Consider the following 21946-nt stretch of genomic DNA (forward strand, 5'->3'; position numbering starts at 1 on the left):
AGCCTCCTGTCGACCTTGGCGTCACGGGTACCCGCCCGATGCCCGGGCGACACCTGCCGCTGTGGGTCGATGTAGGCGATTGCCGTCGGCGTCGGCCGCCGCCGGTGCTGGAGCGGGGCGCCGGTGTTGGAGCGGGGCGCCGGTGTTGGAGCGGGGCGCCGGTCAGGAGGCGGAGCCCGGCCGCCGCTCCGACCAGCGGGCCGCCGGGCCGGTGGGCATTCGGCCGGGTGCCGGCGAACTCCGGCCGGAGGGCGAAACGTTCCGGCCCGGGGTCGGCATGCCGGCGCCCGCCACCGGCGCGTTTCCGGTGGGCGGCGCCGAACTCCGATTCGATGCCGGCGCGTTCCTCCGGTGCAGCGAGCGGCGGTAGTAGTCGTCCCGGTGCGCGAACTCGACCGGCAGCGCTCCGGGCAGGTCGATGCCGCGTCGGGGGTCGGCGAGGGCGTCGGCGAAGAGCGCCGGCCCGGCGCGGGTGATCAGCGCGTCCCACTCGGGCGGGGCAAGCTCCATCATGGTCGGGTTGGCGAGCCGGAACCCGGCCACCGCCCGCCGGATCACGGTGGCCAGCCGTCGTACGCTCTGCGGCGAGTCGAGGGCGACGCCGGAGAGGGCCAGCGCCGGCCGGCCCGTGGCGCGGACCGCGTCGCAGACGACGAGCAGGCGCTCGGTGGGGACGCCGGTGCCGGCGTCCGGGCCGAGGACGCGTAGGCCGGCCGGCCACTGCCAGCGGATCTGCCCGGTCACCACCCGGCTGCCGACCGGGCCGCTCCGGCGCCGGTGCCGGGGATCGGTGCGCGGCGCGGGCGCGGGCCCGATGTGGCAGTCCGCGCAGATGTAGGTCAGCCGCCGGTCGGTGACGGTCACCTCCGCCTGCCGGGGCAGCGACCAGGCCAGCTCGTCCGGGCCACCGCCCGGGGTGAGCAGGTATCCGGTGACCTCGACCCGATCGCGCCACAGCACCCGCTCGTCCGCGTCCAGGATCAGCCGGCGGTGCCAGTCCAGCTGCGGAAAATAGGTGTCGTCCTGGTCCGGGTCGTCGAAACGGTAGGGCCGGATGAAGAACGGGGACGCGTTCTCGGTCATGGGCAGGGCCTCCCGGGTACGGGACGTCGTACTCAATAGGCTGGCGGACTTCCGATCCGCTGTCACGACGGTTGTTGGGGGGTCGGACGCTTGGCCGACTTGCGGACGGCCGTTGGGTCACGGCCGTCGCCCCTACCGCCCGGTGCCTTCCGCTCTGCCTGCCGTTCCTACCGTCCCGGGCCGGTGTCGCCGATTCGGCCGGTGTCGCCGGGGCGGCCGATCTCGTCGGCCCGGACGAGGCCGTCCTCGATGGCCCGGGCCAGCAGCGCCGCCTTGGTCGGGGCGGCGCGGCCGGCCCGGGCATACTTGATCCGGGCCCGGTCGATGTACTGCTTGACGGTGTGTTCGCTGATGCTCATCCGGCGCGCCACCGACGCCTTGGACATCGACTGGAACCAGAGCAGCAGCGCCTCCCGTTCCTTGTCCGACAGGACCGGCCTCCCCGTGCGCCGGTCACCGACGATCGCCCCGGCCAGCGCCGGTGGCACGTACGGCCGGTCGCTCGCCGCCGCCAGCACGGTGTCCACGCAGTGCTCCCGCCCCTCGTGCTTGGCCAGGAAGGCGACCGCGCCCGCGTCCAGGACCGCCAGGATCGTGTCGGAGTCGCTGTGTTCGGAGTAGACCACGACCCGCCGGCCCGAGCCGCTCAACTCGGCCACCTTGTCGATCACCATCCGGCCGTGCAGCCGCAGATCGAGCAGGATCACGTCGGCCGGTGGCTGTCCGGCGGCGAGTACCTCGTCGGGGTCCTCGCCGGTCGCCACGACCGCGAGACGTGGTTCGGTGGCCAGCCAGGAACGGATTCCCTCGATCACCACCGGATGGTCGTCGACGATCGCGACGGCGATCCGCGGCTCCTCGGGAATCATGCCGCCCGCCACCGGGTCTGCACCCATACCAGTTCCTCGTCCTTCTCGTAGACGTACTCGACCTCGCCGCCGCTGTTGCCGGAGGCGCCGTCGCCGGCCCAGTCGGCCGGGGCGCCGGCGGTGGTGGTGGCCGGCTCGGTGGTGATCGCGGACGTGCCAGGGGTGGTCAGGCTCACCACGACCTCGTCGGGCTGGCCCACCACGGTGAGCCGGGCCCACCGGGTCGCGGCGGCCAGGGTCGCGGTCAGCGGTTCGGCGAGCTGGCGGCGGATCTCGACCGGCAGCGGCGGTAGGGCGCCGACGGCCACGAAGTCCACCGGCAGGCCGTTGCGTTCCACGACGTCGACGCAGGCGCGCAGCTCGTGCAGGAGCGGGTCCGGCACGTCGTCGGACTCGGCGATCAACCGCCGCAGCCGGGACGCCTCCAGGGCGCAGCGGCGCTGCACCGCCGGATCCGCCGGATCGGCCCGCCCCTGTGCGAGTTCGGTGAGGATCGCTCCGGCGGTCCGGTCCAGTGCGGCGAGCCGGTCCCGGCGGGTCTGGTGCGTCCGGCCGGCGGCCGCCCGTTCGGTCTCGATCGCGGTCCGGGCCGCGACGGTCCGGGCGGTGCTGCCGGCGAGGGTGGTGAGCAGGTTGATCGCGATCATCATCGCGATCGGCAGGGTGGCGTTGCCGTAGACGGCCATCGCGTACCGGCTCAGCTCGGCGGCATCGGCGCCGCGTACCGCGACCACTCCTACCAGGGCGATGGCCGCGCCGACCGTCAGCACCGCGACCAGCGCCGGTATCCGACGCCCCCAGAGCAGGAGTACGACGAACCAGCCGAGTGTGGCCCAGCCGAAGTTGGCCGAGTCGAAGAGGAGTGGCCCCGGAGTGCAGGCGAAGACCGCCACGTCCACCAGGAGCAGTATCCCGACGAGTGGCCAGGTGGGCGACGGCCTTCCGCGCAGCAGGTTGACGGCGGCGACCGCCCCGACCGCGCCGAATACCAGCCAGCCCGCGGCGACGACCCACGGGAGCCGGTACTGCGACCAGGCGCCGAGCACCGCCGGCAGGTTGATGGCGACATGCCAGCCGAAGGCTATGAGCACCGCCGCGATCCGGGGTCCCCGCTCGACGGTGCTGCTGACGGTGCCCGCCGCGCCGCCGGCCAGGTCAGCGGACATCCGGCCACTCCAGCCGGATCCGGGTGCCCCGGCCGGGCGCGGAGTCGACCTCGGCCCGGCCGCCGACGGTGGCCATCCGGCCGTGCACGGACTCGCGCAGCCCGTACCGGTGCCGGGGAACCGCGGCCGGGTCGAAGCCGGGGCCGTCGTCGACCACCTCGACCGCGATGGTCCCGCCGGTCAGGCGCAGCCGCACCGACACGGCGGCCCCCGGCGCATGCCGGAGCACATTGGACAGTGCCTCGCCGGTGCTGTGCGTCACCGCCTCGGCGACCGGTGGTGGCACCCCGCACCGGTCAAGCTCCGAGCTGGCCCGCAGCTCCGGTAACCGACCGAGCAGTGCCCGCAGCCGCTCGTCGAGGGCGACGATCGGCGCCTCGTCCGCCGGCCCGCTCCCGGCCGGCGCATCGGGCGCCACCCGGGTCCCGGCCAGGTCGGCCAGGGTGCGCAGATCGGCGGCGGCCCGTTCGCGCAGCAGCGGCGACTGCCCGGCGAACGCCCCGAGGCCAACCACGGTGAGGGTGGAGAGCACCGTGTCGTGCAGGTCGCGGTTCTGCCGGCGCTCTGCGGCCCGCGCCGCCCGCGCCATCAGCGCCGCCCGGGCGGTCTCCTGGTAGCCGGCGAAGGCGGCGTCGGCGAGCCGGCTGCTGTGCCGGGCCACCCCGGCGAGCGCGGCTGCGGAGCCCGTCTGCACGGCGAGAGTGACCGCGTGCCCGACCGCCTCGGCGTCGTCGCCGGCCAGATGCGCGCCGAGCCCGTACGCGGCGGCGACCAGCAGCCCGGCCGGGACCGACCGGGTCATCGGCAGGACGAACTGGGCGACGATGACCGAGGTGCTGGACTGGATCGCCACCCAGCTGACCTCGCCGGGCAGTACCTCGGCGGCGACCAGGTGCCGGATCAGCAGGCAGGTGCCGACGGTGAGCAGGATGTCCAGGAGCATCGCGGACGACCGGCGGTGCCATCGGACCATCCAGACCGCGAAGAGCACGGACCAGGCGGTCAGCAGGCTCACCACGGCGATCAGCAGCGGGGTGGAGACCGGCGGCGTACGCACCGCGAGTGCCGCCACCGCGCAGGCGATCCCGCAGGTGAGCCGCAGCAGCGCCGGGAAGACGCTGTAGACCCAGCCCAGCGCGCTGGCCGCCGGCATCTCGGCGGTGCCCGAAGCCGGGCCGGACAAGCCGAACGGGCTGGCCGGGATGGCGGTGCCGGCCAGGTTGTCCGGCCCGACCGGGCTGTCAGGATCGACCGGGCTGTCAGGATCGACCGGGCTGTCAGGATCGACCGGGTTGGCCGAGATGGCCCTGCCGGCCGGGGTGGTCGGCATGGCCCGGGTGGTCCGCATGCCCCGGGTGATGGAGCGGAAGAGAGACATCCGGGCCCGCTCCTCCCGTCGTCTCCACCACCGTGCCGGCACGTCGGAACTCCGCCGCCCTGACGGCACGCCGGAACCGGACGGTATCCCTATATATCGAAGTCGAAGAATAGCAGAGGGATAACGGCTGGTTCCTGTCGGATCGCACCCGTTCGTCACCCGCCCTCCATCCGCCTCAACGCCGACGTGGCACCCGGCCGACCTGACCTCTGGACGGGGGTCACGGTGACCGCTGAACGGGGGTCAGTATGACCCCTGCACGGGGGTCGGCGTGACCCCGGCCGGCACCGGTTTCGATGGGTGTGCGGATCCCGGCCGGCTCGGGCGGAGAGCGGCGGCGGGATCAGGTGTGGTCGTTGGCGGGCGGGACGGCGTCGACCGGCATCCGGTAGATCCACACCGGGTAGTCGACGCTGGAGCTGCCGCCGGCCAGGCCCGGGGTCCGGTTGAGCTGGGCCGCCGGGATCCAGAGCTGGCCGGTGCCGTCGAGCCACAGCGCGTCGCCCCAGGCCAGCCGGGGATCGGCGACCAGGCTCCCGATCCGGCGGTCGGGGCCGATCGTCAGGATCCGGCGCCGGTCCACGTCGCTCAGGTAGATCACCCCGGCGGCGTCGATCGCGGTGCCGCCGGTCGTCGGGGTGTCCACCCAGGGCTCGACCTGCCGGGCGACGATCTCCGGCGGGATGCCCGGGTCGTCGAGGCAGCGGGTCTCGATCCGGTGCAGCGGCCCGCAGGCCGGCTGGTAGTAGAGGTACCGGCCGTCCGGCGACACCTCGAGCTGGTCGGCGTGAATGCGCAACTCCCGGCCGTGTGCGTCGCGGAGCAACTCGCCGTCGGCCCTCAGCGGCTGGCGTGCGACAGTGCTGGCGTGCCCGTCGAGCACCCGACGGCATGCCCCGGTCGCCAGGTCCAGCACGATCAGGCCGGGGGCGCCGGCATCGGTGAGGTACCCCGTGCGACCGTTGAAGCGGACGTCGTCGACGTAGCTCCGCGGCAACAGCGCCGGGCCGAGGTCGTAGCTGCGGAGCACCGCCGCCGAGTCCGGGTCGACGACGATCAGTCGCGGACCACCCGGTACGACCGGCAGCCCGATCCCGGGACTGCCGGCGTCGACGATCCACAGGTTGCCGTCGGGCCCGATCCGCAACCCGTTGACATGCACGAAGGTGCCGTCGGGGGCGAGATCGTCGCGTACCTCGTTCCAGGCGGCGTCCGGATAGGGGACGATCCGGCCGTCCGAGACCACCTCACCGACCTGGATCCCGGGCCCGTCCGCGGAGGGGAAGCTCACGAAGACCCGGCCGTCACCGGTGGTCGTCACGCCGGTCCAGACCCGGTCCGCCGCAGCCACCGGGCGCAGCCGGGGGTTCTCCTGGATGGTGGGGCGCACGCCGTCGAGCGTATCGCCGGGCAGGACCGGTAGGTCCGGTTTTGTCACAGGCAGTGCCGATGGTGGCCTGGCTCGCCTACGGTTGCCCACATGCCGATCCCGCCGTACGTCGCCCGGCTGCGTGCCGCAGTCGGGTCCGAACTGCTCCTGCTGCCCTCGGCCTCGGTGCTCCCCTTCGACGCGGCCGGCCGGCTGCTGCTGGTGCGGCACCGGGGGCACCACGACGGGTGGGGGCTGGTGGGTGGTGCGATCGAGCCCGGCGAGTCGCCCGCGGAGGCGGCCGTACGGGAGGCGAAGGAGGAGATCGGGGTCGAGATCCGGCTGGAGGGGCTGCTGGACGTACTGGGCGGGCCGGAGTTCGAGGTGACCTATCCGCACGGTGACCGGGCCGCGTACGTCACCGCGGTCTACCGGGCCGGGATCGTCGGCGGCACGCCCCGACCCGACGGGGACGAGGTCGTTGACTTCGGGTGGTTCGACAGGGCGGAACTCGCCGGTCTTCCGGTCAGCCGGTTCGCCCGCGCGGTGCTCCGGACCACCGGCCAGTACGACGGCCCGACGGTCTAGTCCCGGCGTCCCGGCCCGGCTGGTTCCCCCGTCCCGGCTGACTGGTTCCGGCCTTCCGGTTCCGGCCAGTCCCGGCATTTCCGGCGTTTCGGATCGGCGCCTCGGGCACGATGGCCGAGTGGAGCTCGCCCCGGCCGGTACGCCCGCGCGCCGCCGGCCCGGTGCCGGCTGACCGGGACGGCCGGCATGGACACGCTCATCGACACCCTCACCGCACTCTCCGGCTGGGCGGCCCTGCTGGTGGTCGGGGCGCTGGCCTTCGGTGAATCCGCCGCGTTCGTCGGGCTGTTCCTGCCCGGCGAGACCGCGCTGCTGCTGGGCGGAGCACTCGCCGCGACGGGCCGGGTCAGCCTGCCCGCGATGGTCGTCGTCTCGACCGTCGGTGCCATCGCCGGGGACAGCGTCGGATATGAGATCGGTCGCTGGAGCGGCCCGCCGTTACGGCGTAGCCGGCCGGGGCGGTGGGTGGGGGAACGGCGCTGGACCCGGGCCGAGCAGTTCGTGGCCCGGCACGGGCCGCTGGCGGTGCTGCTGGGGCGGTGGGTCGGCGTACTTCGGACGCTGGTGCCGGCCCTGGCCGGGATGAACCGGATGCCGTACCGCCGGTTCCTGCTCTTCAACGCCGTCGGCGGTGCGGCCTGGGCGACCACCGTGGTGCTGGTCGGCTACCTGGCCGGCGCCTCCTGGCGCCGCCTGGAGAACCACCTCGGCGAGGCCGGCGCGGGGATCGCCGCGCTGGTGCTGATCGGCCTGGCGGCGGCCTGGGTGATCCGGCGACGGCGACGGCGCCGCGCGGGGGCCGGCCGTGACCGGGGGCCGCGCGGCACCCGTTCGTGAACCCCCGTGGTCAGTCCGCATGTGGCCAGGGCGAGGAAGCCACCACGACGCCGTAGAGCAGATGATCGACGAGCAGGGCCGCCCGCTGCCGGACGCCCTCCCGGTGCTTGTCGATCCCGAGGGCGGGGGCCAGCGCCGCCTCGAAGACGGTCCAGAAGGCGAACCCGTAGAGCGGGCCGATCCAGCTCCGCCGGCGCAGCGGCCGGGGCAGCAGCCCGAAGAGCAGGCCACCGCCGGCACCGTAGCTCCAGTGGAGCAACTCGATGACAGCCCGTCGGCGCTCCACCGGCACCCGTTGGAAGAGGCGGGGTGCGGTATGCGCCAGTACCGACTCGGGCGGGGTCTGCCGAACCAGCCCGAGGCCGGTGGTCGCCTGGCGGAGGCCGGACATGGCCATCGCCGCGACCCCACCCCGGGCGGCGCCGCGCAGCACCGTCTTCGCCGTCACCGGTGGTCGCCGGAATCCGGTCATCTCGGCTCCCTTCCCGCAGCGCCTCCGCCGTTACCGCTGCTACCCCGGCTCGGCGCCGGGAAACTCACCCCGGGAAAGGGCCACCCGACCGCACCACCGCTCGACGGCCAATAGCAGGCGTTGGTCGACCGGCATGCCGTGATCGTCTCATCCCGCCGGTCACGGCGCGGTGCGGAGGACCGAGCTGGTCCTCCGCACCGGTTGCCGTCGTGGATCAGCTGGCACTACAGGTTGGTGACATGCCCGATCCGCTGCCGGTGCCCTGGAAGCCGAACTCGGTCGACCCTCCGGCGGGAATCCGGCCGTTGTAGCTGACGTTGGTGAAGGTCACCGCGCCGCTGTTGCCGCTGCGGTTGGCGTTCCAGGCGTTCGTGACGCTGGCGCCGGAGGGCAGGGTCATGCTCACCGACCAGCCGTTGGTGCCGGACGAGCCGGCGGTGATCCGTACCGTGGCGACGAAGCCGCCGTTCCAGGAGTTCAGCGAGACCGTGGCGGAGCAGCCACCCGGGCCCTGCGTCGGCGGGTTGGTCGGCGGGTTGGTCGGCGGGTTCGTCGGTGGGTTGGTCGGCGGATTGGTGGGCGGGTTGGTCGGCGGGTTGGTCGGCGAGACGCCGTTGTTCAGCGCGCTCAGGGTCGCGTCGTACGCCGGCTTCTTGTTGCCGTTGCACTCGAAGAGCAGCGGGGTGCCACCACTCCGCCACGAGTCGCAGTCCCGGACGCCCCAGACGGTGATGCCGAGGCAGCGCGACACGGCCAGGCAGTCGTTGACGACGTTGCGGTAGGTGTTGGCCTGGGTGGTGCCGGAACCCTCGATGTCCAGCTCGGTGATGTGGACGTCGACGCCGAGGGCGGCGAAGCTGCTCAGCGTGGTGCGGTAGTTGCTCGGGTACGGCGACCCGCTGTTGAAGTGCGACTGGAGGCCGACGCAGTCGATCGGTACGTTGCGGGACTTGAAGTCCTGCACCATCCGGTAGACGGCCTGGGTCTTGGCCCAGTTCCAGTTGTCGGTGTTGTAGTCGTTGTAGCAGAGCTTGGCCTCCGGGTCGGCGGCCCGGGCGGCCCGGAAGGCCGCCTCGATCCAGTCGTTGCCGGTGCGCTGGAGGTTGGAGTCGCGCCGGGCGCCGCTGTCGCCGTCGGCGTACGCCTCGTTCACCACGTCCCACGAGGCGATCTTGCCCCGGTAGTAGGTGGCGACCTGGGTGACGTGGTTGAGCATGGCCTGTCGCAGCGCGGTGCCGCTCATGTTCTGCATCCAGCCGGGCTGCTGCGAGTGCCAGGCCAGGGTGTGGCCACGGACCTTCATCCCCCGGCTGATCGCGTGGTTGACGATCCGATCCGCGTTGGCAAAGTTGAACTGGTTCTGCTGCGGCTCGGTCGCGTCGATCTTCATCTCGTTCTCGGGCGTCACCGAGTTGAACTCACGATTGAGGATCGTCGAGTAGGTGCTGTCGCTCAGCTTGTTCGCGGCCACGGCCGCGCCGAAGTAGCGGCCGCCCCGCTCCGCCGCCGACGCGCCGAGCGTCGTCGCGGCGTTGGCGGAGCCGGCGAAGGTGAGGGCCGCGCCGGCGGCGAGGACGCCGGCGGCGAGGACGCCGACGGCGAGGGAGACCAGCGCGGCACGGGGGCCGCCTCTCGCCATCAGGCGTCTGGTGTGGGGGACGGTGCCGTTGCTCATTGCCATGTGCCTCTCGGATCCGGGGTAGGGACGGTAGGGATGGTGGGGTGTGGCGTCGATGCACCCGTCCGGTGCCGGCTCGGCGGGCGGCCTTCGGGGGACGAGCAGCCCCGGTCGACCGGCGTCCCGGACGTCCTCGGTGAGCTCGGTGGGCACTCGGACCAAATATCTGCATCGACAGAACTCTATTTCAGGAGGCTAACGGAAAGATTCCGAAACTTCAATCTCGCCCACTCTAGCTCCATCGGCGTGGGTAAGGATATGTAAACTTCCGAACCCTCTCATGTCGCCGTTCGCCCGAGGAAAGCCACTGGTCGGGAGCGTTGGCCGTGCTGGGGGTCCTCGCCGGGCGTCGGGTCGCCAGGCGCCGAAACTTTCGAAGACGCGCCATTCGCCGGGATCGTCCGGCTCGAGTATTGTCGACGCTCCGGAATAGACTCGGCGACGGAGGTCGCGGGCGAGCCGCGTAGACGTACGCGCTGGCCGAGCGCCCGCCGTAGAAGTCGTTCTCGATCAGGTGTGCCTCGCGGCGCATGCCGAGGCGCTCGCAGACCCGGACGGACGCGGCGTTCTCACTGTCGAGCCGGGCGAACAGGCGGTGCACCCCCGAGAGCTGCCCTTGCGCGCCCACCGGGTGGCGTCGGCGAACTGGGAGATCGTCCGCGCGCACTGCTCCCGGTCCCGGGGCGGCCGGCACCACCCGTCCCGGCGGCCTCCGCGAGTCGCCTGCTCAGGAAGGCCCGTTCCGGCTCGTTGCCGACCAGGTCGAGTGCCCGACGGTACGCCGTCGCCGCCTCCGCACGCCGGCCGAGCCGCCGCCCGGGGCGGATGGTCAGCGCGCCACCCAGGACGAGCCGGCGACCCTCCTCGATCCGGTCCCGGTCCCAGAGCGTGCGGTCCTGGTCGTCGAGAAGCACGAGCTCACCCTCGGCGGTGCACCGGGCGGCCCGGCGCGCGTCCACCAGCAGGAGCAGGGCGAGCAGCCCGGCCACCTCCGGTTCCCGGGGCAGTAGGCGGCGCAGAAGCCGGGCCAGCCGGATCGCCTCGTCGGCGAGGTCGGCCCGGACGAGCCGCGGGCCGCTGCTCGCCGCGTACCCCTCGGTGAAAATCAGATAGATCACCCGGAGTACGCCCGGGAGCCGGGCCGGCAGTTCGGCGACGTCCGGCACCCGGAAAGGAATCCGGGCCTCCCGGATCTTCTTCTTCGCTCGCCCGATCCGCTGCGCCATCGTCGGCACCGGCACCAGAAACGCCCGGGCCACCTCGGCGGTGGTGAGTCCGGCGAGGCAGCGCAGTGTCAGTGCGACCTGCGCCGGGCCCGGCAGTGCCGGATGGCAGCAGGTGAAGAAGAGCCGCAGCCGCTCGTCAGGTACGTCGCCCTCGTGGCCTGGAACGGGTGCCGCCGTGTCGTCCCGAACCGCCTCGGCGCGGAGCACGGCCAGCCGCGCCGCCAGGGCACGGTCGCGGCGGAGCCGGTCGACGGCGCGGTGCCGGGCGGTGGTCAGCAGCCAGGCCGCCGGGCGGGTCGGCACGCCCTGCACGGGCCAGTGCCGCAGCGCCGCCTCGATCGCGTCCGAGGCGACCTCCTCGGCGAGGTCCAGGTCACCGAAGTGCCGGAGCAGGGTGGCGAGGAGCCGGCCGTGCTCCTCCCGGAACACCCGCTCGACGGTGTCGACGGTCGGCTGCCCGTCACCGGACACGGCTACCCACCACCTCCGTCACCCCTGGCCCGCCGCCCGGTGGGCTCACTCCGGATCGTAGATGCCGTCGTCGGCCGGTCACGGCTGCTCGAATTCCATGATGGGGCGGATCTCGATCGTGCCGCGCAACGCGCCTGGGCAGCGGGTGGCCCAGCCGATGGCGGCGTCGAGGTCGGGGAGGTCGACCAGGTAGTAGCCACCGAGGATCTCCCGCGTCTCCGCGAACGGCCCGTCGGTGACCGTATGCCCGCCGTCCCCGCCGACCCGCACCGACGTGGCCGTCTCGGTACCCTGCAACGCCTGGCTGTCGAGCAGGGCGCCGGCGTCGGTGAGCAGCTTGTCGTACGCCCAGTAGGCATCGATCTCCGCCTGGACCGCCTCCGGGCTGGTCGGGTCTCCGGTCGGATCGCCGTAGATCAGAAACATGTACTTCACGTCGATCGTCTCCTCCTTCTGCTCATGCTCCTCGTTGCGGGCGTCCCCCGCTGAGGGCTGCCGCACAGCATGACGACGAACGGGGTGGCGCGGGAACGACAACCGGCCGGAATTTCCCGGCGGTCGTGGCATCACCGACAGCAATTCCCGGCGGTCGAGGGCCGCGACACGGGCAGTACGGTGCTGCGGCTCGTGCAGAACGGCGTGCTCGGCGACGACTGGGAGACCGAGTACGAGGCGATGCAGGCCGGCTGGGACATGTACCTGAAGACCCTCGCCGCGTACGTTGCGCACTTTCCCGGCCGGTACGGCGTGCCGGTCGGCGGGTTCCGGCCGGGGGCCGGCGCCCCGGACCAGGTGTGGGCGGCCGTGGCGCGGGAGTTCGGCATCACCGGCGAGGTCGCCGAGGGCACCGCGGTCCGGTTCACCGTCGACGGCCTGCCGCCGATCGAGGGCGTCGTCGACCTGACCGGGCTACCCACCTGTCTCGGCGTACGCACCGCGGACGCGCTCTACCGCTTCCTGCACTCCGGCACCGACCGGGGCAACGCCCTCGTCGTCACGCACCACCTCTTCGGTGCCGAGGCGGACCCGGAGGACGCCGAGCGGGCCTGGCAGGACTGGCTCACCCGGTTGCCCGTCGACCCGTCCGACTGAGGTGTGCGCAGCCGTCGCTCATCCGCCTGAGGTAGGTCGCCGGCTGGCTACGGGGTGCGGGCGGCTCGTCAGCGGTGCCCGGCCGTCAACGGGTCAACCGCCTCGTCCTGGTCGGTGCCTCCGCTCGCGACGGGCGTCGGCGTGCCCAGAGGCCGTCCGCGGTGCCCTGCCGGACGGCCTCCTCGTAGGCGCCCCGGGCTACATCCTGACCCCGCTCCAGCGCCACCTGAGCCGGGCCGAGGTGGTCGCCGCCGGGTGGGTCGACGCCGATGGCAACCTGGTGGACGACGCGTTCAAGACGCCGGAGCAGGGTCCGGCGACGCAGGTCTGGGCCGCCAGCCCACCCGCGCTCGCGGGCACGGGCGGGCTGCACTGCGAGACTGCGCCGTCGCCCTGGGATACGAGGCGAGCAAGGTGGAGGCGGCGCGGCCGTGGGCACTCTCCGCCGAGCTGACCGGGATCGACCCGCCGGTGCGTGGCGCCACCTTCCGGTGAGCGTGCCGCCATTCGACGCCGTGCGACGACCGCCGGAGTTAGCCTCTTCCGGTCGGAACGGCGGACGGTGGGGGCGCATCGGTGGTGGGTACCGCAGATCCGGCGCTGCGTCGCTCCTCCGCGCCGCCCGCGGTCGCGGTGCCGCGTGCCTGTGGCGCGCGAGCCGGGTGACGGCTGGCGATGCGGTCAGGACCGCCTGGCAAGGGGGTGACCTGGGAAGAACTCTTCTTCGACCTCGCCTTCGTCTTCGCACTCACCCAGTTCTCCCGGTTGCTGCACGAGCACCAAGGCTGGATCGGGATCGCACACACCCTGATCGTCTTCGTCCCGGTCTACTGGGCCTGGGGCGGCGTGACCCTCTACATCAACCAGCGCGACGTCAACTCCGTGCTGGACCGGGTCGGCATCCTCACCCTGGGGCTCGGCAGCCTGCTGATGGCGCTCACGATCCCCCGGCGCGTACGGCGACCGCAGTCTGCCCTTCATCGTCATCTATCTCGCCAGCCGGGTTCTGCTGGCCCTCCTCGCCCTGCGCGGACGTGCGGTCTGGCGTACGCTCTTCGTCGGTCCCTACGGGGTCTTCCTGCTCACCGGGCCGCTGCTGCTGGCCGGCGCCGTGCTGCCGGGGACGACCCGGGTCGCCCTCTGGGGTGCTGCGGCCCTGGTCGACCTGCTGAGTCCCTGGGTCGCGCGCCACCTGGTCGCCCAGAGCCGGGTGCATCCGCTGCACTACACGCACCGCTACGGGCTGCTGATCATCCTGGTGCTCGGCGAGTCCGTGATCCAGGTCGGGGCGCGGGCCGTCGAGGATCCGCTGACCCCTGCCCGGGTCACCGCCGTCGGTGCCGCGTACGCCCTGGTCGGCGCCCTCTGGTGGGCGTACTTCCGCTATGGCGTGCCGGACTTCCGGCGCGCCATGGAGCGGGCCCCGGACCAGCCGGACCTGCGCCGTGCGGTCCTGGTCTACGGCCACCTGGCCTTCAGCTTCGGGATCATCACCCTCGCCGTGGGCCTGGCGGAGCTGGTGCCCTCGCCGCTCGACGAGATGCCCGAGCGGGAGATGTTGCTCCTCTTCGGCGGCAGCGCACTTTTCCTCTTCGCCTTCGCCTACACCCATTGGCGGATCCACCACATGATTGCCTGGGCCCGGGTCGCGGCGGCCGCGGCCTGCCTCGTCCTGGTGCCGGTCGCCACACTGGTGCCGGCTCTGGTGGCGCTCGCCGCCCTGGTTCTGGTGATCGTGCTGATGATCGCGGCGGAGGAGATGACCGCACGGCGGCACGGTGGCGACGCGGCCGGCGAAGGGGCCGAGGAGGAATCGCGCGGCAACGCGGCACGGGTGGACGAGGGGCCGGTGAGCGGCGACTGACCCTCCGGCCGGGCCGGTGAGGCTCGGCCACGCGTCCCCGGTCGGCGCCCGGCCGACGGGGGACGCGGCCTCCGCTCACTGCCGCACCCCCGCGACCACCAGGGCCGGCGTGGTCATGCCCGCGAAGCTCGGGCTCATGAAGGGGAGCTCGGCGGATTCAGCCTGGTGGCGTTCATGCCGGGGATGGTGGGTACCGGGACAACCCCGCTTGGTTCGTTGGTTTCGGTACAGAGCTGTGGAGGAAGCGTGTCAGCGCATGGCCGGCCGATTCAGGGCGATCGACTTCGGGTGCTTCAGCTGAACGTGTTCGGCCGCAGTGATCCATGGCCGGAGCGACGAGAGGCGCTCCGCAATGGTCTGCGGGAGCTGAACCCCGACCTTCTGGCGCTTGAGGAGACCATCGTCACGGACGACTACGACCAGGTTGAGGATCTACTGGGCCCAGGATACTCGGTGTGTCATCAGAGCGGCCGGGCTGACGATGGCACCGGCATATCGCTGGTCAGCCGCTGGCCATTGCAGGAGGTGCGGGAAATCAGTCTCAAGGTCACCGAAAGAGCCGCTGGCTTCCCGGGTGCGGCGTTGATTGCCCGTATAGAGGCTCCGGCGCCAATTGGGTCGTTACTGTTCGTCAATCAGAAGCCGACCTGGCAGCGCGGCTACGAACATGAGCGGGAGTTGCAGGCTGTAGCTACGGCGCAAGAGATCGAGAAGCTGGCACAGGACGACAATGTGCATGTAGTGGTGGCGGGAGACTTTGACGCAGTCCCAGATGCGGCGAGCGTGCGGTTCTGGACCGGTCGGCAGTCGTTGCGGCGGTGCAGCGTCATGTACCGAGACGCTTGGGAAGCGATCCACGGTACTGAGGAGGGGCACACCTTCAGCCCGAGCAACCCGCTGGTTACCGGCGGCGACATGCCACTGGAGCTGGGCCGGCGGATCGATTATGTCCTCGTCCGCGCCGTCGACCACGGTCCCACCCTGCGGATCGCCGACTGCCGGCTCGCGTTCGCTGAGCCGGTCGGGTCGGTGTGGGCTAGCGACCACTTCGGCGTGTTGGCTGACCTCGCGCCGCACCCGTGCCGGGACCGGGGCCGACCGGATCCGACGCGAGTGCGGCGCGGGCGCGGCAGGGTCACCTGCGGCCGCGGAGGATCCACGTTTGGTCAACGGCGGAGCGTGGGGATGCTGATGCCCGATCTCGATGTACTCCCGAAGGTAATACATCCGATCGCCGTCCGGCCTGCTCTCGACCACCGGGCGCAGGACGGTCGCATCCTTCGCCGCCGGGTCACGACGGTCGAAATGGAACTCCCCTCGTAACTCGGCGACCGCCCAATCCGGTAGGAGCCGGAGTACGTCGGAGACCCTGCGCAACACCGCCCAGGCACTCGTAGCTCAGGGGATAGAGCATCGGTTTCCCAACCGGACGCTCTGTCGGTGTCCACAGGCCGACGACCTGCGGCTTTCTGCCTTCTGCCGCTGCGTGCCGGCCGCTTCGCGGGCTCGCTGCGATCGCTTGCCGAAGATCAGCTGGAACGTTGTGGGGTCCTGCGTGTACAGGCTTACCCCGCCGGGAGCCGAGTCATCCTTCCTCGTCGTCGAGCAGTTCGCGGCGCCATTCGGCGAATCGGCTGCTGAGTTGTCCAGCGCTTGGCCGGTGACGTCGTACTGGGCGAAGTCGTCGGGATCGAGCTGGGCGGCTTGTCCGAGCAACGCTCGCGGCGTGGGCGGCAGAGCGACCCCGTGTGCTTGGCCCACACCGGTCGGCGGGGATGCACGTGGACCGTGTCGGCGTTGCGCACGGGTTCTGCCGGGCTCGCGTACGTCCTTCTTCCGACGCCGCTGGGCCTTCGCGCGGCTCGGCAGGTGCTGGACGTGGCTGGCGTCGCCACGGGTACGCAGGACCACCGGCTCCTCGCAGGTGCCGTGACACGAAGATCACATGGTGGCGCAACTGTGGTCGGGCATCGACGACCGTCGCGTGACGTGACCTCGCTGCCCTGCTGCTCGTGCCGGACGACCCGGTACGAGCAGCAGGGCGAGAGCGCACATGTGGACGTCGCAAACCCGACCTCGAACAACATCTACATCAGGATCAGGGCGAGGGTGCCCACCGTGGCCATGAGGAGGCACGTACCGGGGTGCATGCCGATCGACACCCGAAGATCCTGCTTGCGCCAGACGAGCCAGACCCCCGGGAACAAAAAGATGATCTTCGACAGTACGGTCCACGGCGCCCAAAAGTGGTACACGGAGAACAGGACAGTGTTCAGCACGGGCGCCCCCCAGCGCAGGTGGGCAATGCGGGGCAACAGAAACCCGCGGAAGTAGTACTCCTCGATCAACGGCAGGGTGAACCCGGTCAGTGGAAGGCAGATCAGCATCGTGGTGACCAGCATCGGCCGGGGGTACCCGTCGATGTAGGCGGTGGCGCTGCCGCCCGCGCCCTCGAAGGGGATCCAGGTGAAGAAGTTGTCGAAGATGAGATTGTCCAACGGGGTGAGCGACAGGGACACCACCGTCATCCAGACGATCAACCCGGCGACGAGGGCAATGATCTTCCCGCGGGAGATCGGCCTGTCCAGGTAGGCCAGGACTCCGCGCAGGGTCAGGCGGCCGGTGCGCTTTCGACCCAGCCACAAGAGGCCGAACTGGATCGGCACGAGCACGACGGTCAAAGCGATCGCCCAGGCCAGAAAGATCGGGTAGCCGATCGCCTTGACGAACGGTTCGGCCAGGAGCAGGTAAGCGCCGACGACCAGTGCTCCGGGCACGAGGTGCAACGCGATGGACAGCGGAAGCGAGTGACGGTCGGCGACCAGGAGTTCGACGAAGCGGTTCGGGCGGACACGTTCCGGCGCGGCGGTGAGGGTCGACATGCTCTGCATGGGTAGAGAATTGCCACACCTCCTGTCACCGCCCTGTCCTGCCGCTGACACGGCGACGCGACAATCCTGCCGGGTCACCCGGCGCAGGTGAGAGGCCGTGGATGGCGTGGCAGGATCTGCCAGGTGCAGATCAGGATGTTGGGACCGTTCGAGGTACGCGTGAACGGTGACGTCCCGGTCATCGTGACGGGCGCGCGGTTGCGTGGATTGTTGGTCGGGCTCGCGCTCAGCCCTGGTCGCGTGGTTTCCAAGGCGGCGCTCGTCGACTGGGTCTGGGGTGAGCAGCCACCCGCTGACGCGGCGAACGCCCTGCAACGTCTGGTTTCCCGGCTGCGGAAGGTGCTGCCGGAGGGGTTGATCGAGGGGCAGCCGGACGGCTACCGGTTGGCGGTTGAGCCGGACGCTGTCGACGCCGTACGGTTCGAACGCCTCCTCGGCCGGGCCCGCGACAGCGAGGAGCCGCAGTCGGTTGGGCGGCTGCGTGAGGCGCTCGCCCTGTGGCGCGGTGCGGCCATGCAGGACGTCGGGTTGACCGACAGCGCGGCGTTCGACGCGGCGGTTACCCGGCTCGACCGGCTACGCCTGGCGGCCTTGGAGGACCGGTTCGACCTGGAGGTCGGCCTCGGCCATGGCGCGGAGGTGGTTACCGAGCTGACCGACCTGGTGGCCGCGCACCCGGTGCGGGAACGCCTGGTCGCCGCGCTGATGCGTGCCCTCGCCGGAACGGGTCGTGACACCGAGGCGCTGCTGGTCTACGAGCGCGCGAGAGAGGCATTGGCGGACGCCCTGGGCGTCGATCCCTCACCGGAGCTCTCGACACTGCACGTCGCCCTGCTCCGGGGGGAGGTGGGTCGGCGGGAGGAACGGAAGACGAACCTACGGGCCGAGCTGAGCAGCTTCATCGGCCAGGACGAAGCCGTCGCGGCGGTCGGCGCACTTGCCGGCGAGCACCGGCTTGTCACCCTGATCGGGCCGGGCGGATCGGGAAAGACCAGGCTGGCCACGGAAACCGCGCGCCGGCTGCTGGACGACCTGCCGGACGGCGCGTGGCTGGTGGACCTCGCCGCCGTCGGCGCAGACGGTGAGGTGGCCCAGGCGACCCTCGCAGCGCTCGGCCTCCGGGACGCCCTGCTCGGCGAGGCGCCGAAAACGGAACTGACCGACCGGCTCGTCACGGCGATCCGGAGCCGGGCGATGTTGCTGATCCTCGACAACTGCGAGCACATGATCGAGTTGGCGGCGACGTTCGCCCACCGGCTGCTCGGGGAGTGCCGACGGTTGCGGATCCTGGCGACGAGCAGGGAACCGCTCGGCATCATCGGCGAGGCGCTGTGGCCGGTCACGCCGCTGGCCCTGCCGGCCCGGGAGGCCAGCCTCACCGAAATCGAGTCCTCTCCCGCCGTCCGGTTGCTGCGCGACCGGGCGAACGCGGTGCGCAGGGATCTCGCGGTCGACGCCCACACGTCGTCGATGTTGGCGCGCGTCTGCCGCGCGTTGGACGGGATGCCCCTGGCGATCGAACTGGCCGCGGCCAGGTTGCGCACCATGTCCGTCGACCAGCTCGCCAGCCGGCTCGACGACCGGTTCCGGCTGCTGACCGGCGGCAGCCGTACGGCGTTGCCCCGGCACCGAACGTTGCGGGCGATGGTCGACTGGAGCTGGGAACTGCTGACCGACGCCGAACGTACCGTCCTGCGCAGGCTGTCGGTGTTCGCCGGCGGGGCGAGCCTGGAAGCCGCCGAACGGGTCTGCGTGGACGACACGATCGAACAGGAGGAGGTGCTCGAGGTACTCACGGCATTGACCGAAAAGTCACTGCTGATCGCCGACGGTGAGGGCACGTTGCGCTACCGCATGCTCGCCACAATCAAGGAGTACGCCAGGCACCGGCTTGCCGAGGCGGGGGAATCGGATCTGGCGCGTCACGCGCATCTGGCCTACTTCACCGATCTCGCCGAGACCGCCGAGCCGCAGCTTCGCCGAGCCGACCAGCTGACATGGCTCGCCACGCTCGACGCCGAGCACGACAACATCGCCGCCGCGATGCGCGGTGCGCTCGCGGCGGGTGAAGCGCATGCGGCGATGCGACTGGCCGCTGGCGCCGGCTGGTACTGGTGGCTCGGCGGCTACCGGACCGAGGGCATGGAGCTGATCACGGCGGCCACCGAGACTCCCGGCGAGGTGCCCGACGACATCCGGGCCACGGTGTACGCGCTCGTGGTGCTGTTCGTGAACTCCGGACCGGGCGACGAACACCACGCCGCCGAGTGGATCCACAAGGCATACCGGTTCAGCCGGCACAGTCGGCGCGGCCACCCGGGCCAGTCGCTCGTCGTCCCGCTGGAGCGAATGTTGCGGGCGCCGGACGCGGTCCTGGCGGCATGGGAACCGCTGCTGGACGACGAGGACCCCTGGGTGCGCGCGTTGGCCCGGCTTCAGCTGGGCAAGATGCGGACCATGCTCGGCCAGGACGGGCCGGAGGCGGTCGGGTATCTCGAGCAGGCGCTCGCCGAGTTCCGGGCCCTCGGTGAACGGTTCGGCATCTCGTTCGCACTGACCGAGCTGGCGGAGCTACTCGCCGTGCGCGGCGATATCGCCGCCGCGTGCGCGTACTACGCACAGGCAGTCGCGGTCGTCACCGAGGTCGGCACCGCCGAGGAGATCATCCGGATCCGAGCCCGACAGGCTCGGCTCTACTGGTTGCTGGGTGATGAGGACTCCAGCGCGGCCGCGATGGCCGAGTCACAACAGCTCGCCCAGCGGGTCACCTGGCCGGGCGCGCTCGCCGAACTGGCCCTGTCGAAAGCGGAGCTGGCGCGCTGGGGCGGCCACGCCGAGGAGGCATACGAACAGCTCGGAGTCATGACGGCGCTGCTTGGCGACGAGGCACAGCAGGCAGGTATCCGGGCGGGAACCCACGACCTGCTGGGCTACCTGGCCGCCGACGTCGACCAGGCCCGTACGCATCGCGCGGCGGCGTGTCAGGCGGCGCTCGAGGCTGGCTACGCACCTCTGATCGCGCAGGTGCTCGTCGGGGTCGCGGATCTGGCGCTGCGTCGTGACAAGCCCGGGCAGGCCGCGCGGCTGCTCGGGGCGAGTGCCGCCGTGCGTGGTCGGCCGGATCGTTCCCACCCCGACGCGGCCCGGATCGAGCGGACGGTGCGGAGCCTCCTCGGCGAAGCGACGTTCGCCGAGGAGGCTCGAAAGGGCGCTGAGACGGACTGGAGCCAATTGGCCGCGGTCACGCTCGCTTCGTGAACGTGGACCGCGCCCACAGGTATCCGACAAGGGCGATGCCGACACACCAGGCGATGGCGGTGAGCGCCGTACCGGTGGACGGTGCGCCGTTGAGGAGGCCGCGCAGGGTTTCGATGATCGGAGTGAAGGGCTGGTACTCCGCGAACTGCCGGAGTCCGGCTCCCATCTTCTCCGCGGGAACGATCGCGCTGCTGAAGAACGGCAGCATGATCAGGGGTACGGCGGCCAGGCCCGCCGTCTCCGGAGATTTCGCCGACAGCCCGAGTGCGACGGTGAGCCAGCTCGCCGCGAAGCTGAGCAGCAGGATGACGCCGATCGCGCCGAGCCAGTCGAGGACACCCGCCGACGGGTCGAAGCCGAGCAGGAAGGCCACCCCGAGGAGGGCCGCGATGGCGACCATGTTGGTCAGCACAGTGGCGACGACATGGCCATTCAGCACGGCATCACGAGAGACCCGCATGACCTTGAACCGGTTGATGATGCCCTTCGTCATGTCGGAGTTCACCGCGGTCGCGGTCGTTCCCAGCCCATAGCAGACGGCCAGCAGCATGAGCCCCGGTGTCGCGTAGTCGATGTAGTCGACACCGACACTGAACGCGTTCCCGAACATGTAGACGAACATCAGCATGAGCACGATCGGCATCAGGACCGCGTTGAACACCGCCGCCGGGTTCCGGGCGATGTGTAGGAAGTTGCGACGCAACATGACCATCGAGTGGGATTTGCTGCTCATTTCGCGGCCACCTCCGTGGTGCGGCCCGTCAGGGCAAGGAAGACGTCATCAAGATCGGGGGTCTGTACGGAGAACTCCTCGGCGCTGATCGCGTACTCGTCGAGCCGGTCCAGCAGCGCCCGCAGCGACTTCGTCCCGCCGTCGCCGGGAACCCGCAGGGCCAGTGCCTCGTCGTCCCGCGTGGAGTCGCCGAGGACGCGCGCGGCCGCGTCGAGTTCGGCGACGGTGGCGAACCGGAGCCGCACGTGGGTCCCGGGGATCTGGCGCTTGAGGTCGTCGGGGCTGCCCTGGGCGACCAGTCGGCCCTGATCGAGTACCGCGATCCGGTCGGCGAGTTGGTCGGCTTCCTCGAGGTACTGCGTGGTGAGGAAGATGGTCACACCGTCCGCCACCAGGTCACGGATGATCGACCACATCGTGCGACGGCTGCGCGGGTCCAGCCCCGTCGTCGGCTCGTCGAGGAAGATGATCCGCGGGTCACCGACGAGCGTCATCGCCAGGTCGAGCTTCCGGCGCATGCCTCCCGAGTAGGTCGACGCCGGCTTGTCCGCCGACCCCGCCAGTTCGAACCGCTCCAGGAGTTGACCGATGACCTGTTTGCCGTCCTTGGTGCGCAGGCCATTGAGGTCCACCATCAGCTGTAGGTTCTCCCGCCCGGTCAGCAACTCGTCCACCGCCGCGAACTGACCGGTGACCCCGATCGCCGACCGCACCGCGTTCGCCTCGGTCGTGACGTCGTGCCCGGCGACGCGCACCGAGCCGCCGTCGGCCCGTACCAACGTGGTTAACACGTTCACCGTCGTCGTCTTGCCCGCCCCGTTCGGACCCAGCAGGGAGAAGATGGTGCCCGCGCGGACGTCCAGGTCGATGCCGTCGAGCACGACCTTGTCCTTGTACGCCTTCCGCAGCCCGGAGACCGCGATCGCTGAACTTGTCATGCGACCACCATGGGCGGCTCCCCTGACACTGCC

Annotated in this window: 17 protein-coding genes and 1 pseudogene; 6 read left to right on the forward strand and 12 right to left on the reverse strand. The window is 71.3% G+C overall.

All coding sequences use genetic code 11. From position 1 onward, the window contains the following. Positions 1-162: 162 nt before the first annotated feature. From ACN28C_RS08595 to ACN28C_RS08615, 5 genes are all read right to left on the reverse strand, one after another. Positions 163-1083: a hypothetical protein gene (locus ACN28C_RS08595; protein ID WP_422772998.1), complete on the reverse strand. Its 921-nt coding sequence runs from the start codon at positions 1081-1083 to the stop codon at positions 163-165. 167 nt (positions 1084-1250) lie between these two features. Next, positions 1251-1979 carry a response regulator gene (locus ACN28C_RS08600; RefSeq protein WP_422772999.1) on the reverse strand — a complete coding sequence of 243 codons (729 nt, stop codon included), beginning with the start codon at positions 1977-1979 and terminating at the stop codon, positions 1251-1253. Next, a complete protein-coding gene (locus tag ACN28C_RS08605) occupies positions 1949-3118 on the reverse strand; it encodes a hypothetical protein (RefSeq protein ID WP_422773000.1) in 1170 nt (389 codons plus the stop codon). Before ACN28C_RS08605 ends, ACN28C_RS08600 begins: the two co-directional genes overlap by 31 nt. Then, positions 3108-4271 (reverse strand): sensor histidine kinase, encoded by a 1164-nt coding sequence (locus ACN28C_RS08610; protein ID WP_422774589.1) that lies wholly within the window; start codon positions 4269-4271, stop codon positions 3108-3110. Before ACN28C_RS08610 ends, ACN28C_RS08605 begins: the two co-directional genes overlap by 11 nt. Before the next feature lie 568 nt (positions 4272-4839). Continuing rightward, a complete protein-coding gene (locus ACN28C_RS08615; protein ID WP_422773001.1) occupies positions 4840-5886 on the reverse strand; it encodes an L-dopachrome tautomerase-related protein in 1047 nt (348 codons plus the stop codon). 90 nt (positions 5887-5976) lie between these two features. Here ACN28C_RS08615 and ACN28C_RS08620 point away from each other — a divergent pair, with 90 nt between their 5' ends. Together ACN28C_RS08620 and ACN28C_RS08625 are read left to right on the forward strand one after the other, a co-directional pair. Beyond that, positions 5977-6453 (forward strand): NUDIX domain-containing protein, encoded by a 477-nt coding sequence (locus ACN28C_RS08620; protein WP_422773002.1) that lies wholly within the window; start codon positions 5977-5979, stop codon positions 6451-6453. A gap of 186 nt (positions 6454-6639) precedes the next feature. Beyond that, positions 6640-7290, forward strand: coding sequence for a DedA family protein (locus ACN28C_RS08625; RefSeq protein WP_422773003.1), 651 nt, complete (start codon positions 6640-6642; stop codon positions 7288-7290). Between the two features lie 10 nt (positions 7291-7300). On the opposite strand, the gene ACN28C_RS08630 is transcribed toward ACN28C_RS08625, so the two are convergent. The 4 genes from ACN28C_RS08630 to ACN28C_RS08645 form a co-directional block, all read right to left on the reverse strand. Next, positions 7301-7762 (reverse strand): hypothetical protein, encoded by a 462-nt coding sequence (locus ACN28C_RS08630; RefSeq protein WP_422773004.1) that lies wholly within the window; start codon positions 7760-7762, stop codon positions 7301-7303. A 214-nt stretch (positions 7763-7976) separates the two neighbouring features. Continuing rightward, entirely contained in the window at positions 7977-9401 is a 1425-nt protein-coding gene (locus ACN28C_RS08635; protein ID WP_422773005.1) for an endo-1,4-beta-xylanase, read from the reverse strand. 608 nt (positions 9402-10009) lie between these two features. Then, positions 10010-11137, reverse strand: a complete 1128-nt coding sequence (locus ACN28C_RS08640; protein WP_422773006.1) for an RNA polymerase sigma factor — start codon at positions 11135-11137, stop codon at positions 10010-10012. Positions 11138-11215: 78 nt separating this feature from the next. Beyond that, a complete protein-coding gene (locus ACN28C_RS08645) occupies positions 11216-11638 on the reverse strand; it encodes a YciI family protein (protein ID WP_422773007.1) in 423 nt (140 codons plus the stop codon). A 126-nt stretch (positions 11639-11764) separates the two neighbouring features. On the opposite strand from ACN28C_RS08645, the gene ACN28C_RS08650 reads away from it, so the two are divergent. From ACN28C_RS08650 to ACN28C_RS08660, 3 genes and pseudogenes are all read left to right on the forward strand, one after another. After that, a complete protein-coding gene (locus ACN28C_RS08650) occupies positions 11765-12229 on the forward strand; it encodes a hypothetical protein (RefSeq protein WP_422773008.1) in 465 nt (154 codons plus the stop codon). A gap of 675 nt (positions 12230-12904) precedes the next feature. Continuing rightward, positions 12905-14093: pseudogene (locus ACN28C_RS08655) on the forward strand (low temperature requirement protein A). A 246-nt stretch (positions 14094-14339) separates the two neighbouring features. Continuing rightward, the gene (locus ACN28C_RS08660; RefSeq protein WP_422773009.1) at positions 14340-15416 is read left to right on the forward strand and encodes an endonuclease/exonuclease/phosphatase family protein; all 1077 of its coding nucleotides are present in this window, start codon (positions 14340-14342) and stop codon (positions 15414-15416) included. A gap of 764 nt (positions 15417-16180) precedes the next feature. Here the strand turns inward: ACN28C_RS08660 and ACN28C_RS08665 are convergent. Further along, entirely contained in the window at positions 16181-16984 is an 804-nt protein-coding gene (locus tag ACN28C_RS08665) for a lysostaphin resistance A-like protein (protein WP_422773010.1), read from the reverse strand. Between the two features lie 123 nt (positions 16985-17107). Here ACN28C_RS08665 and ACN28C_RS08670 point away from each other — a divergent pair, with 123 nt between their 5' ends. Then, complete coding sequence (locus tag ACN28C_RS08670) at positions 17108-20242, forward strand: BTAD domain-containing putative transcriptional regulator (RefSeq protein WP_422773011.1); 3135 nt, start codon at positions 17108-17110, stop codon at positions 20240-20242. Here ACN28C_RS08670 and ACN28C_RS08675 read toward each other — a convergent pair. Both ACN28C_RS08675 and ACN28C_RS08680 read right to left on the reverse strand, forming a co-directional pair. Further along, entirely contained in the window at positions 20226-20975 is a 750-nt protein-coding gene (locus ACN28C_RS08675; protein ID WP_422773012.1) for an ABC transporter permease, read from the reverse strand. The genes ACN28C_RS08670 and ACN28C_RS08675 overlap by 17 nt on opposite strands. After that, positions 20972-21913, reverse strand: coding sequence for an ATP-binding cassette domain-containing protein (locus ACN28C_RS08680; RefSeq protein WP_422773013.1), 942 nt, complete (start codon positions 21911-21913; stop codon positions 20972-20974). The genes ACN28C_RS08675 and ACN28C_RS08680 overlap by 4 nt, the downstream gene beginning before the upstream one ends. Between the last annotated feature and the right edge of the window lie 33 nt (positions 21914-21946).

It is taken from the genome of Plantactinospora sp. WMMC1484 (assembly GCF_049315195.1).
Taxonomy (GTDB): Bacteria; Actinomycetota; Actinomycetes; order Mycobacteriales; family Micromonosporaceae; genus Plantactinospora.

Coding starts and splice junctions, on each gene's coding strand:
- ACN28C_RS08595 (WP_422772998.1), bottom strand. CDS start 1,083: ATGACCGAGAACGCGTCCCCGTTCTTCATCCGGCCCTACCGTTTCGAC.
- ACN28C_RS08600 (WP_422772999.1), bottom strand. CDS start 1,979: ATGGGTGCAGACCCGGTGGCGGGCGGCATGATTCCCGAGGAGCCGCGG.
- ACN28C_RS08605 (WP_422773000.1), bottom strand. CDS start 3,118: ATGTCCGCTGACCTGGCCGGCGGCGCGGCGGGCACCGTCAGCAGCACC.
- ACN28C_RS08610 (WP_422774589.1), bottom strand. CDS start 4,271: ATGCCGGCGGCCAGCGCGCTGGGCTGGGTCTACAGCGTCTTCCCGGCG.
- ACN28C_RS08620 (WP_422773002.1), top strand. CDS start 5,977: ATGCCGATCCCGCCGTACGTCGCCCGGCTGCGTGCCGCAGTCGGGTCC.
- ACN28C_RS08625 (WP_422773003.1), top strand. CDS start 6,640: ATGGACACGCTCATCGACACCCTCACCGCACTCTCCGGCTGGGCGGCC.
- ACN28C_RS08630 (WP_422773004.1), bottom strand. CDS start 7,762: ATGACCGGATTCCGGCGACCACCGGTGACGGCGAAGACGGTGCTGCGC.
- ACN28C_RS08635 (WP_422773005.1), bottom strand. CDS start 9,401: ATGGCGAGAGGCGGCCCCCGTGCCGCGCTGGTCTCCCTCGCCGTCGGC.
- ACN28C_RS08665 (WP_422773010.1), bottom strand. CDS start 16,984: ATGCAGAGCATGTCGACCCTCACCGCCGCGCCGGAACGTGTCCGCCCG.
- ACN28C_RS08675 (WP_422773012.1), bottom strand. CDS start 20,975: ATGAGCAGCAAATCCCACTCGATGGTCATGTTGCGTCGCAACTTCCTA.
- ACN28C_RS08680 (WP_422773013.1), bottom strand. CDS start 21,913: ATGACAAGTTCAGCGATCGCGGTCTCCGGGCTGCGGAAGGCGTACAAG.